At 71.1% G+C, this 12,706-nt stretch carries 10 protein-coding genes and 1 pseudogene; 6 read left to right on the top strand and 5 right to left on the bottom strand.

Going from position 1 to position 12,706, the window contains the following annotated elements:
* Positions 1–109: 109 nt before the first annotated feature.
* Positions 110–1,156: an aspartate-semialdehyde dehydrogenase gene (locus BLU95_RS27895; RefSeq protein WP_093862388.1), complete on the bottom strand. Its 1,047-nt coding sequence runs from the start codon at positions 1,154–1,156 to the stop codon at positions 110–112.
* 109 nt (positions 1,157–1,265) lie between these two features.
* Positions 1,266–2,156 carry a dihydrodipicolinate synthase family protein gene (locus tag BLU95_RS27890; RefSeq protein ID WP_093862387.1) on the bottom strand — a complete coding sequence of 297 codons (891 nt, stop codon included), beginning with the start codon at positions 2,154–2,156 and terminating at the stop codon, positions 1,266–1,268.
* Between the two features lie 72 nt (positions 2,157–2,228).
* On the opposite strand from BLU95_RS27890, the gene BLU95_RS27885 reads away from it, so the two are divergent.
* Entirely contained in the window at positions 2,229–3,116 is an 888-nt protein-coding gene (locus BLU95_RS27885) for a LysR family transcriptional regulator (protein WP_093862386.1), read from the top strand.
* Between the two features lie 54 nt (positions 3,117–3,170).
* On the opposite strand, the gene dnaE is transcribed toward BLU95_RS27885, so the two are convergent.
* Positions 3,171–6,728 carry a DNA polymerase III subunit alpha gene (gene dnaE, locus BLU95_RS27880; protein ID WP_093862385.1) on the bottom strand — a complete coding sequence of 1,186 codons (3,558 nt, stop codon included), beginning with the start codon at positions 6,726–6,728 and terminating at the stop codon, positions 3,171–3,173.
* Positions 6,729–6,918: 190 nt separating this feature from the next.
* On the opposite strand from dnaE, the gene BLU95_RS27875 reads away from it, so the two are divergent.
* A complete protein-coding gene (locus tag BLU95_RS27875; protein ID WP_093862384.1) occupies positions 6,919–8,247 on the top strand; it encodes a DUF2252 domain-containing protein in 1,329 nt (442 codons plus the stop codon).
* Between the two features lie 2 nt (positions 8,248–8,249).
* Here BLU95_RS27875 and BLU95_RS27870 read toward each other — a convergent pair whose 3' ends face one another.
* Entirely contained in the window at positions 8,250–9,383 is a 1,134-nt protein-coding gene (locus BLU95_RS27870; protein WP_159425010.1) for a hypothetical protein, read from the bottom strand.
* Between the two features lie 280 nt (positions 9,384–9,663).
* On the opposite strand from BLU95_RS27870, the gene BLU95_RS27865 reads away from it, so the two are divergent.
* Positions 9,664–9,909, top strand: coding sequence for a hypothetical protein (locus BLU95_RS27865; RefSeq protein ID WP_093862382.1), 246 nt, complete (start codon positions 9,664–9,666; stop codon positions 9,907–9,909).
* Between the two features lie 429 nt (positions 9,910–10,338).
* Here BLU95_RS27865 and BLU95_RS27860 read toward each other — a convergent pair.
* A pseudogene (locus BLU95_RS27860) lies at positions 10,339–10,467 on the bottom strand (dienelactone hydrolase family protein); the annotation flags it as partial.
* A gap of 21 nt (positions 10,468–10,488) precedes the next feature.
* Here BLU95_RS27860 and BLU95_RS27855 point away from each other — a divergent pair.
* The 3 genes from BLU95_RS27855 to aspS all read left to right on the top strand — a co-directional run bounded on the left by BLU95_RS27855 (position 10,489) and on the right by aspS (position 12,685).
* Positions 10,489–10,884, top strand: coding sequence for a DUF5753 domain-containing protein (locus tag BLU95_RS27855; protein WP_093862381.1), 396 nt, complete (start codon positions 10,489–10,491; stop codon positions 10,882–10,884).
* Entirely contained in the window at positions 10,881–11,108 is a 228-nt protein-coding gene (locus BLU95_RS27850) for a DUF397 domain-containing protein (RefSeq protein WP_093862380.1), read from the top strand. The genes BLU95_RS27855 and BLU95_RS27850 overlap by 4 nt, the downstream gene beginning before the upstream one ends.
* 269 nt (positions 11,109–11,377) lie before the next feature.
* A complete protein-coding gene (gene aspS, locus BLU95_RS27845; protein WP_093862379.1) occupies positions 11,378–12,685 on the top strand; it encodes an aspartate--tRNA(Asn) ligase in 1,308 nt (435 codons plus the stop codon).
* Positions 12,686–12,706 lie beyond the last annotated feature (21 nt).

The following is a 12,706-nucleotide window of genomic DNA, read 5'->3' as shown; positions in this document are numbered from 1 at the left end:
CCTTTTCCCACTGACCCGCCCGCCGAACCTCGGGCTCCGCCGCTGTCCCGCGACAGGCCGAAGGGCCCCGTCCGGTCGTGGACGGAGCCCTTCGGCGCGATGCGGCAGGTCAGCCCCGGAGCTCGGCGGCGACCAGCTCGGCCAGCTGGACGGCGTTGAGCGCGGCGCCCTTGCGCAGGTTGTCGTTGGAGACGAACAGCGACAGGCCGTTCTCGACCGTCTCGTCGACCCGGATCCGGCCGACGTAGCTCGGGTCCCGGCCGGCGGCCTGGAGCGGGGTGGGGATCTCGCTCAGCTCGACGCCGGGGGCGCCGGTGAGCAGCTCGACCGCGCGCTCGGGGCTGATCGGGCGCTCGAAGCGGGCGTTGATCTGCAGCGAGTGGCCGGAGAAGACCGGCACGCGCACGCAGGTGCCGGCCACCTTGAGCCCGGGGATGCCGAGGATCTTGCGGCTCTCGTGGCGGAGCTTCTGCTCCTCGTCGGTCTCGTTGGAGCCGTCCTCGACGATCGAGCCGGCCAGCGGGACGACGTTGAAGGCGATCGGGCGCTTGTAGACCTGGGGCTCGGGGAAGTCCACCGCGGAGCCGTCGTGGGCGAGCGCGGCGGCGCTGTCGACGACCTTGGCGGCCTGGCCGTGGAGCTCGGCCACGCCGGCCACGCCGCTGCCGGAGACGGCCTGGTAGGTGGAGACGACCAGGGCGGCGAGGCCGGCCTCCTCGTGCAGCGGGCGCAGCACGGGCATGGCGGCCATGGTGGTGCAGTTCGGGTTGGCGACGATGCCCTTGGGGCGGTCGGCGAGGGCCTGCGGGTTGACCTCGGAGACGACCAGCGGGACCTCGGGGTCGCGGCGCCAGGCGGAGGAGTTGTCGATGACGACGGCGCCCGCGGCGGCGGCCTTGGGGGCGAGCTCCTTGGAGGTGGAGCCGCCGGCGGAGAAGATCACGATGTCCAGGCCGGTGTAGTCGGCCGTGGCCGCGTCCTCGACGGTGATCTCGGTGCCCTGCCAGGGCAGGGTGCGCCCGGCCGAACGGGCCGAGGCGAACAGCCGCAGCTGCTCCACCGGGCCGACGCCGCCCGGGAGGCCCGCGCGCTCCGCCAGGATCTCGCGGACCACGCCGCCGACCTGACCGGTGGCCCCGACAATGCCGATCTTCATCCGTCTGCTCCTCTTGATGTCGCCGTTCGATGTCGCCGTTCACGGCCGCACTCCGCCCATCATGCCTTGTCACGGGCGCCGGACGGCCGGACATTCCATCCTGTGGTCCTCAGTGGTCCAGACCACTGAGGAGTTCCAGCACCCGCTCGACCGCCGCCGGACCGGCCGGCAGCAGCGGCAGCCGCACGTCCGGGGTCGGGATCCGCCCCTGCGCGTGCAGCACCCCCTTGACCACCGCCGGGTTCGGCGCCGCGAAGGCCGCCACCGCCAGCCCGGCCAGCCGGTGGCCCAGCGCCCTGGCCCGGGCCGCGTCCCCGGCCCGCCACGCCTCGGCCAGCTCGACCCAGCGCGCGGTGGCGAGGTGGGCGGAGGCCAGGACGCCGCCGGCCGCGCCCAGCGCGAGCAGCGGCGCCAGCACCGCGTCGTCCCCGCCCAGCACCGAGAACCCGGCCGGGGCGGAGGCCAGCAGCTCCACCGCCGCCTGGTCCACCCCGCCGGTGGCGTACTTCACACCCACCACCCCGGGCAGCGCGGCCAGTTCCAGCAGCGCGGCGCCCGACAGCTCCTGCCCGGTCCGGTACGGGATGTGGTAGAAGACCAGCGGCACCGAACTGGCCTCGGCCAGCGCCCGGAAGTGCGCCACGGTGCCCGCCTCCCCCGGCCGGACGAACGACGGCACGGTGACCAGCGCGCCCGCCGCCCCCGGCACCCGTTCGGCCAGCCCGGCCAGCTCCTCGGCGGCCGCGGCGGTGCCCGGCCCGCCCGCCCCGACCAGCAGCGGCACGTCCCGGTCGGCGCAGACCGCCGCGCAGACCCCGATCACCGCCCGCCGCTCGTCCGCGGTCAGCGTGGCCGGCTCGCCGGTGGTGCCGAGCGCGACCAGACCGGACGCGCCCTCGTCCAGCAGCGAGCCGGCGAGCTTCTCCAGCGCGTCCAGCGCCACCGAGCCGTCGGCCGCGAAGGGGGTGACCAGCGGGACGAGAATGCCCTTGAGTTCCATGCCCACGATCCTGCGGCCGGGTGATCCCCCGGGTCCAGTTCATGTTTCCGACGCTTCTCGTAAGCTGGGCCGATGCTCGACGTCCGACGCCTGCGCCTGCTGCGCGAACTCGCCCACCTCGGCACCATCGCCGCCGTCGCCGAGGCGCTCAGCTTCAGCCCCTCGGCGGTGTCCCAGCAGCTGTCCGTCCTGGAGAAGGAGGCCGGTGTCCCGCTGCTCGAACGCACCGGCCGCCGGGTCGTCCTCACCCCCGCCGGACGCAACCTGGTCCGGCACGCCGAGGCCGTACTCGAACGGCTGGAGCAGGCGGGCGCCGAACTCGCCCACGCCCGCGAGGGCCTGGCCGGCCCGCTGCGGATCGGCACCTACCCGTCGGCGGCCCGCGCCATCGTCCCGGCCGTGCTCGCCGAACTCGCCGGCTGGCACCCGGGGCTGGAGCCGATGGTCACCGAGGTGGACCCGGCCGAGGTCGCGGCGGCGCTGCGGGCCGGCGAACTCGACGTCGCCCTGGTCCACGAGTACGACCTGGTCCCGGCCGACCCGGAACCCGGCCTGGCGACGACCCGGCCCGTCTTCACCGAACCGATGTACCTCGCCGCCCGCGCGCCCGGCACCATCGCCGACCAGCGCGCCGAACCGTGGATCCTCTCCCCGCCCGGCACCCTGTGCCACAGCATGGCCGTCCGGGCCTGCGAGAGCGCCGGGTTCGCGCCCCGGATCAGGCACCGGATCGACGACTTCGCCACCGTGCTCGCCCTGGTGGCGGCCGGTCAGGGCGTGGCGCTGGTCCCCCACCTCGGCATCGACCGGCCCCCGCCCGGGGTCGTCCTCACCCGGCTGCCGATGTACCGCCGCACCCGCGCCGCCTTCCGCGCCGGCGCCGGGGCCCACCCGGCGGTCTCCGCCTTCGTCTCCGCCCTGCACACCGCTGTCCCGGCCCCACTGCGCAACTCCGCCTGACGGGGCGCCGGGGCCTGACGGGGACGCCCGGTCCGGGCGCCCCCGCCGACGGCGTCAGCCCCCCGTGCCGGCGGCCGCGTTGGCCGCCAAACAGCTCGGCCCGAGCAGCTGCTTGAGGTCGCCGAACAGCGCCGGGTCCGACTTCACCCGGTGCCGGTCCAGCCGCAGCAGCGTCGTCCGGTGCTCCTCCTCCAGCCGGACCCGGACCTCCGTCGTCCCCCGGTGGCTGCTCAGCACCTCGCCGAGCCGCGCCACCAGCGGCGGCGTCACCTTGCCGTCCGGGATGATGATGACGATCGGCGGCTCGGCGTGCGCGTTCGACAGGTCGGGGGCGCTCAGTTCCATCCCCATCAGCCGCGGCACGTCCTCCCGCTTGTCCACCTTGCCGCGGACGAACACCACCGCGTCCTCGACCAGTTGCGCGGACACCAGCTGGTAGCTGGCCGGGAAGAACATGCAGTCGATCGAGCCCGCCAGGTCCTCGACCGTCGCGATCGCCCAGGCGTTGCCCTGCTTGGTCATCTTCCGCTGGAGGCCCGAGATGATGCCGCCGATGGTGACGATCGTCCCGTCCGGCCGCTCGGCGAGCTCCGCCACCGCGCAGTCCGCCTTCTCCGCGAGCACGTGCTCGATGCCGTGCAGCGGGTGCGAGGAGACGTACAGGCCCAGCATCTCCCGCTCCTGGGCGAGCAGGAAGGACTTCTCCCACTCCTCCTCGGAGAAGACCACGTCCAGCCCGAAGGTCGGCTCGTCGCTGGTCGCGTCACCGCCGAAGAGGTCGAACTGCCCCTCCGCCTCCTTGCGCTTGATGCCCACCACGTTGTCGATCATCGGCTCGAACTCCGCGCTCAGGCCCTTGCGGGTGTGCCCGAGCGAGTCGAAGGCGCCGGCCTTGATCAGCGACTCGACGGTCCGCTTGTTGCAGACCACCGACTCCACCTTGTCCAGGAAGTCCGGGAAGGAGGCGAACTTCCCCTTGGCCCTCCTGGTCCGGATCATCGACTCCACGACCGGCCCGCCGACGTTGCGGATGGCGGTCAGGCCGAACCGGACCAGGGTGTCCCCGTGCGGCGTGAAGTCGGAGTCCGACTCGTTGACGTCCGGCGGGAGCACCTGGATGCCCATCTTGCGGCACTCGTTGAGGTAGACCGCCGACTTGTCCTTGTCGTCCTTGACCGAGGTCAGCAGGCCCGACATGTACTCGGCCGGGTAGTTGGCCTTGAGGTACGCCGTCCAGTACGAGACCAGCCCGTACCCCGCCGTGTGCGCCTTGTTGAACGCGTAGCCGGAGAAGGGGACGAGGACGTCCCACACCGCCTGGATCGCCGCGTCCGAGTAGCCGCGCTCCCGGCAGCCCTTCTGGAACGGGACGAACTCCGCCTCCAGGATCTCCTTCTTCTTCTTGCCCATCGCCCGGCGCAGCAGGTCGGCCTGGCCGAGCGAGTACCCGGCGAGGATCTGCGCCGCCTTCTGCACCTGCTCCTGGTAGACGATCAGGCCGTAGGTGGGCCGGAGCACCTCCTCCAGGGGAGCCTCCAGCTCCCGGTGGATCGGGGTGATCTCCTGCTGGCCGTTCTTGCGCAGCGCGTAGTTGGTGTGCGAATTGACGCCCATCGGGCCCGGCCGGTACAGCGCCAGTACGGCGGAGATGTCCTCGAAGTTGTCCGGCTTCATCAGCCGCAGCAGCGAGCGCATCGGGCCGCCGTCGAGCTGGAAGACACCCAGCGTGTCGCCCCGGGCCAGCAGTTCGTAGGTCGGCTTGTCGTCCAGGGGCAGCTCGAGGAGGTTGATCCTGACGCCCTTGTTCTTCTCGATCGCCTTGACGGCGTCGTCCATGATCGTCAGGTTGCGCAGGCCGAGGAAGTCCATCTTGAGAAGGCCGAGGCCCTCGCAGGTGGGGTAGTCGAACTGCGTGATGGTGACGCCGTCGGTGTGCCGGGTCCAGACCGGGATGTGGTCGGTCAGCGGCTCGGCGGACATGATGACGCCCGCCGCGTGCACACCGGGCTGGCGGATCAGGCCCTCGATGCCGCGCGCGGTGTCGATCACCTTCCGCACGTCGGGGTCGTTCTCGTACAGCCCGCGGATCTCGCCGGCCTCGCTGTAGCGCGGGTGGCTGCTGTCCGTGATGCCGGACAGCGGGATGCCCTTGCCCATGACGTCCGGCGGCATCGCCTTGGTGATCCGGTCACCCATCGCGTAGGGGTAGCCGAGGACCCGCGAGGAGTCCTTGATGGCGGCCTTCGCCTTGATGGTGCCGTAGGTGACGATCATGGCGACCTTGTCGGATCCCCACTTCTCGGTCACGTACCGGATCACGTCACCGCGCCGGCGCTCGTCGAAGTCGATGTCGACATCGGGCATGGAGACGCGCTCGGGGTTGAGGAAGCGCTCGAAGATCAGGCCGTGCGGGATCGGGTCGAGGTCGGTGATGCCCATCGCGTAGGCGACCAGCGAACCGGCCGCCGAACCGCGGCCGGGGCCCACCGCGATGCCCTGCCCCTTGGCCCACATGATGAAGTCCGCGACCACGAGGAAGTACGCCGGGAACCCCATCTGCACGATGGTGTCCATCTCGTACTCGGCGAGCTTGCGGTGCTCGTCGTCGTACCCGTTCGGGAAGCGCCACTCCATGCCCTGCCACACCTGGGACCGGAAGAAGTCCGCCTCGGAGTCGAAGCCCTCCGGGATCGGGAAGCGCGGCATCAGGTTGCGGAACTCGAACATGCCCGCGGTGTCCACCCGCTCGGCCACCAGCAGTTGGCTGTTGCGGCAGCCCTCCTGCCAGGCGTCGGACCCGTCCAGCGCGTACATCTCGGCGGCCGACTTGATGTAGTAGCCGGTGCCGTCGAACCGGAAGCGGTCCGGGTCGGAGAGGTTCTTCCCGGTCTGCACGCAGAGCAGCAGGTCGTGGGCGCCCGCGTCGGCCTCGGTGGTGTAGTGCGAGTCGTTGGTGACCACCGGCGGGATGCCGAGCCTGCGCCCGATCTCGATCAGCCCGTCCCGGACCCGCTTCTCGATGTCGAGGCCGTGGTCCATCAGCTCCAGGAAGTAGTTCTCCCTGCCGAAGATCTCCTGGTACTCGCCGGCCGACCGCAGCGCCTCGTCGAACTGCCCGAGGCGCAGCCGGGTCTGCACCTCGCCGGACGGACAGCCGGTGGTCGCCATCAATCCGCCGGACAGTTCGGAGATCAGCTCCTTGTCCATCCGCGGCCACTTGACCAGCCAGCCCTCGGAGTACGAGCGCGAGGTCAGCTTGAAGAGGTTGTGCAGGCCCTCCTTGTTCCGGGCCCAGATCGTCTTGTGGGTGTAGGCACCGGACGCCGAGACGTCGTCCTTCTTCTGGTGCGGCTGGCCCCACAGGATCCGCTTGGTGTTCGAACGGGACTCCGGGGCGACGTACGCCTCGATGCCGATCACCGGGGTGATGCCCGCGTCGGTGGCCTGCCGGTGGAACTCGGCGGCGCCGTACATGTTGCCGTGGTCGGTCATCGCGACATGGGTCTGCCCGAGCCGCTCGACCTCCTTGAACATCTGCTTCAGCCGGGCTGCGCCGTCCAGCATCGAGTACTCGGTGTGGACGTGCAGGTGCGCGAACGGCTGATCGCTCAAGGCGGGGCCTCCGTAGCTCGTGCTGGCAGATGGGCCGGCGAACGCGCAGGTCACAGAGGGTTCCCGAAAGAAATGAACAAGGCCCGAGCCACTGACCGGACCCGGACCGCCACTCACGCGTTCACGCTCCCTACTCTAGCCCTCAGGCCCTCGACTCCCCTTATCCACCCACCGCAAGGGAACCGCCACCATGCCCCATCAGTCGCCCTCCGCCACCGACCGTGCGGATACCGTCCTCGGCGTCTTCGACACGGCGTTCGGCGAACTCCTCGCCCAGGACCCGGCGGCCTTCCGGGTGAAGTTCCGCAAGATGGCCGCCTCCGCGTTCGCCTTCTACCGGGGCACCGCCGCCCTCTACTACGCGGACCTCACCACCGCCCCGTTCGATTCCTACGGCGCGTCCTTCCTCGACGACCGCACCCGCCGGGTCTGGATCCACGGCGACCTGCACGCGGAGAACTTCGGCACCTACCTGAACGCCGAGGGCCGGCTCGTCTTCAACGTGAACGACTTCGACGAGGCCTACGTCGGCGCCTTCACCTGGGACGTCCAGCGGCTCGCCGCCTCGCTCGCCCTGATCGGCTACGCCAAGGCCCTGTCGGACGCGACCATCACCGAACTGGTCACCGCCTTCGCCGGGGCGTACCGGGCCCGGATCGCCGCCCACGTCACTTCCGGCGACGCCGACCCGTACACCCTGGACACCGCCACCGGCCCGATCCTCGACACCCTGCGGAAGGCCAGGCTGCAGACCCGGGTCTCGCTGCTCGACGGCGACACCGTGGTCGAGGACTACGACCGCCGCTTCCGCCTCGGCGGCGGCGCGTTCGCACTGGACGAGCCCACCAAGAAGGAGGTCCTCGCCGCCTTCGAGCGCTACCTCGCCACCCTGCCGCCGTCCTCGCGGGTCAGCCCGACCGCCCTGCGGGTCAAGGACGTGGTCGGCCGCCGCGGCATCGGCATCGGTTCGGCGGGCCTGCCGTCCTACAACGTCCTCCTCGAAGGGCACACCGACGCCCTGGAGAACGACGTGATCATCTACATGAAGCAGGGCCAGACCCCGGCGGTCGCCCGCCATGTCACCGACCCCGCCATCGCCGGCTACTTCGAGCACGAGGGCCACCGCACGGTGATCTCCCAGCGCGCCCTGCAGTCCCACAGCGACCCCTGGCTCGGCCACACCACGCTGCGCGGCCGCGGCCAGCTGGTCGCCGAGGTGTCCCCGTACGCGACCGACCTCGACTGGCGGGACCTCAACGAGCTCCCCGACCTGCTGGCGGTCACCGAGTACCTGGGCCGCGCCACCGCCACCATGCACGCGGCGGCGGACGAGTCGTCCAGCGGCCACACCCTGGTCCCGTTCTCCACCGAGCACGCCATCCACGAGGCCATCGGCCGCGACGAGGCCAGCTTCACGCAGATGCTGGTCGACTTCGCCCACGCCTACGGTGCTCAGGCCCGCGCCGACCACCAGCTCTTCGTCGACCTCTACCGCAACGGCCGCATCCCGGGCCTGTAGCCCTACCCCGTCAGGGCCGCCAGCCTCTCCGAGGCGGCGGCCCTGACCTCTGCCTCCTCCAGCGCGTCGTCCCTGAGGTACACCAGCCGCTCCCTCACCTCGGGCCGGTCCGGCGCGTGCCGGACCCCCAGCAGTCGGGCATCGCCCTCGCAGTCCCAGAGGCACTCCACGTACACCGACTCCAGTCCGGTCGGATCGATCTCCGCGAGTGCCTCCAGATAGCTGACCCGCTCGTAGGAGTGCGGCGTCCACAGCCACAATCGCCTGAGCAGAGACACCGCCCCACGGGCCTCGGCCCCGAACCGCGCCAGCCCGTCGGCCGTCCGCTTCGGCCCGCACCACCGCCGCTCCACCCAGTCCCGCTCCAGGTCCGCAACCAGCACGGGCACGTCCTCGGCCTCCCCGCACGCGGCCAGCACGTCGTGCCCCCGCCGCCGCAACCACTCCGGTTCCGTCGCTACGGCCCACTCCCTCGCGGCGGGCACCGCCAGCGCCCCGAGCTTGTCGACCACCCCGATCAGCGGCCACAACATGTACTTCCCGTCCGCCGTGCCCAGCGACGGCACCAGCGGGATCACTCCGGGCTCCGGCCCCCGGTCGTCGATCACATCGAGCGCGGCGGCCCTGCGCTCCTCCGACTCCTCGGGATCCGCCAGCAGCTCCAGCAGCCGGGCGTTGTCGACCTCCGCGAACGGCTTGCGCTCCCGGGACCCGTGCACCGGCCCCGGACCGGCCAGCCCCCACCGGTACCACGGCTCCCCCCACCGGTCCTCCGGGTCCCGCTCCGCCCGCTCCCGCCCGGTCTCCGCCAGGTCGTCCCACCACTCCACCGGCCACCGGCACGCCATCTCCTCCAGCACCGCGACCCAGTGCTCCCCCTCCTTCACGTAAGCCCGCAGGGCGTCCCGGGCCTCCCCCGACCCGCCCAACGCCAGCAACCCCAGCACCCGGGCCGCCCGCTCATTGGCCGTCTCCCCCAAGCCCAGGCCCTCCACCACCGGCCCGAGCGGCAAGCCCAGATCCCGCACCAGCCGCGCCAGGTACAGCCCCCGCTCGTCGACCGAGTCCCACCGCCAGTCCCACCGGACGCACCCGTAGACGATCTCCGCCGCGCCCGCCGGATCCTCCAGAGCCATCCGCGCCCCGAGCCCCCGCCCCCGCTGCACCAGCCCGATCAACGACCCCGCCGGCGCATACCGCCCGTCACTCATCCTCGTCACACCCCCATCCTCCCCCGGGCCATTCAGCAGCCGGACACCTCCACCAAGGCGCAGACCACCTCCATCACCACCAGCACCGCGCCAGCCCCACCGTCTCCGAGCGCACCATCGACGGCCGCCTCCTCGTCGACTTCGGCGACGCCCCCGTCTCCACCCTCCTCAACCTCCTCGAACTGCTGCGCGAGGTGACCCGGGAGTGAGCACCTTCCTCGTCGGCGCCGCCTTCGCCGTCCTCCTCGCCCTCGCCATCGCCACCGTGATCACCGGCATCGTCACCGCCCTCAGGATCGGCCCGCCCCCACCCCCGATCACCCGCCACGGCCACTGGGAACCCCACACCCACCCCGACGGCACCACCGAACACACCTGGACCCCCCACCAGACCGATCCCAAGAACCCACAGCCAGCAAGGGGCCACCAGGAAAGACCTCCCTCGGAGTGAGAAGTCGGGACCGGCGACTTCCCACTCCGATCCCGGCTGTGCACCTCGGAACAACCGGCTGCACGTGGGAAGTCGGCCGTTCCGACTTCTCACGCCCCCGGTGACGCAGCTCGGCCCCGGTGGCTCCCTTGCCACGCGCAAGGGAGCCACCGGATTCGGCTTTCACGATGTGCCCCAGCAGTAGGAAGTCGACCTCGTCGACTTCCTACTGCTCCTGCCCCTCGACCTCACCGGGGAACGGCCGGATATGAGCGGCTGTCCCTCGCTCGGTTCGAGCGAGGGACAGCAGGCGCCAAGCCGGGCGAATCAACCCCACCCACCGCTCGCTCGTACTTCCCCGGTTAGCCCCTTGCGGACAGCAAGGGACCACCGGAACAGAACGCTCAGATCAGGAAGTCGGCCGCGCCGACTTCCTGCGCGACAGACGCCCTACGCGGCGTCCAGCTCCGCCAGGAAGTCCAGCGCGACCGCCCACGCCTGCTCCGCCGCCTCGGCGTCGTAGTCGGGCAGCTCCGGGTCGGTGAAGAGGTGCCCGGCGCCGCGGTAGCGGTGCACCTCGAAGCCCTCGTCGAGGTACGGATGGGCCGCCACCACCTGCTGGAGGCCGAGAACGCCATCAAGCTGTGGGCCGTGATCGACGAGGCGGCGCTTCACCGGATTCCCGAACCCGCCGTACTCTGCGGCCAACTCGAGCACCTGCTCGCCATGGCAGAGCGGACGAACATCACCGTGCAGTTCCTGCCCTTCAGCGCAGGACTTCACCCGGGCCTCGACGGCCCGTTCGTCCTGATGGGCTTTCCCGACCCCAACCCGGAGGTCGTGTGGATGGAGAATGGGCCCAACTCGGTGTACTGCGAGGGTGCGGACGAGGTCGACCACTACACCGAGGTCTTCGACCACCTGCGAGCACGCGCTCTCGGCCCGCCCGAGACCCATGCCCATCTGACCGGCTTGCTCAAGGAGAAGCGCACGTGATCAACAAGCCCGACCCCGCCGAGATCGACTTCTCCGATGTCATCTGGGAGAAGTCCCCGTTCAGCGGCGGCAGCGACAACTGCGTCGAGTTCGGCGTGATCGGCCGGTTCATCGCCATCCGAGACTCCAAGACCCCGACCCGGACCCCACTCGTCTGCACCCGCGCCGAAATCGGCGCCCTCCTCGACGGCGCGAAGTCCGGCGCCTTCGACCACCTGCGCTGAACCCACTCCCACGGCCGCCTTCGTCGCACCCGACGAAGGCGGCCGAACTCTTCCCACATGACCCTCCGATGCCGACGGAACCGCCGCCCTGGGCCGACCGGCTCCCCCGATATTTTGCAAAGTCCCCCGTCGCTCCATCGCGACGGGCATAAATCCGGAGGCACCCGCGCGACCCCTCCGGTTATGGTGACGCCAGTCCCCCGGGCGGCCGTCTACCGCCCGATCCAGTGGCGCGACCAACGCGCCCCGCAATCAGGGAGTTGCCGGCCATGACGCGTACCCTCGTCGCAGACCTTTCCAGCCACCTCGACGGGACGGTCACCGTCCACGGCTGGATCAACACCCTCCGCCTCCAGCGGCGCATGCAGTTCGTGCTGGTCCGCGACCACACCGGCCTCGTCCAGGTCACCCACGCCCGGGGCGGCGAGGGTGACGCGATCGAGGCGGCCTTCGAGAGCGTCACCACCGAGTCCGCCGTGAAGATCACCGGCAGGGTCGTCGGCAACCCCCAGGTCAGGCTCGGCGGGCTGGAGATCGTCCCCGAACGCGTCGAGGTCGTGTCGCGCGCCGAGCCGAAACTGCCCATCGACGAGAGGACCGGCCCGGACCAGCGGCTCGACTGGCGCTTCCTCGACCTCCGCAGGCCCTCGCAGCAGCTCGTGTTCGCCGTCCAGACGACGGTCGAACAGGCCATGCGCGAGGTCACCGCCGAGGAGGGCTTCACCGAGCTCCACACCCCGAAGCTCATGGGCACCGCCTCCGAGTCCGGGGCGGAGGTCTTCAAGGTCGACTACTTCGACCGCACCGCCTACCTCGCGCAGTCCCCGCAGTTCTACAAGCAGACGGCGATCGCCGGCGGCATCGACAAAGTCTTCGAGATCGGCCCCGTCTTCCGTGCCGAGCCCTCCTTCACCTCCCGCCATGCCACCGAGTTCACCGGCGTCGACGCCGAACTCGCCTGGATCGACAGCGTGGAGGACGTCATGGCCTTCGAGGAGCGGCTCCTGCGGCGGGTCCTCCGGCGGGTCTCGGAGCGCCATGCCGAGGCCGTCGCCGAATACTTCGGCGCCCGGGTCGTCGTCCCCGAGCAACCGTTCCCGCGCATCACGATGGCCGACGCCCTCACCCGGCTCCGGGCCACCGGCTGGGACCCTGAGGGTGTCAAGGAGGACCTCGACCCCGAGGGCGAGCGCAGGCTCTCCGCGCTCGTCGCCGAGGAGACCGGGCACGAGTTCGTGTTCGTCACCCGCTTCCCCGCCTCGGTCCGCCCCTTCTACCACCTGCGGCCCGAGGACGACCCGACCGTCACCGAGTCCTTCGACCTGCTGTGGAAGGGAGTCGAGATCACCACCGGCGCCCAGCGCGAGCACCGCCACGAGCGCCTCGTCGCCCAGGCCCGCGAGAAGGGCATGGAGATCGGGCCGCTCGCCGGTTACCTCGACTGCTTCCGCTTCGGCACCCCGCCCCACGGCGGATTCGGGCTGGGTCTCGGCAGGCTCCTGATGCTCCTGCTCGACGCACCCGGCCTTCGCGAGGTCACGTTCCTGTTCCGCGGCCCGCACCGACTGGAGCCGTGAGATCCGGGCCGACCGGCGCCG

This window comes from Streptomyces sp. TLI_053 (assembly GCF_900105395.1).
GTDB lineage: Bacteria > Actinomycetota > Actinomycetes > Streptomycetales > Streptomycetaceae > Kitasatospora.
This window is presented reverse-complemented; position numbering and strand designations above follow the sequence as displayed.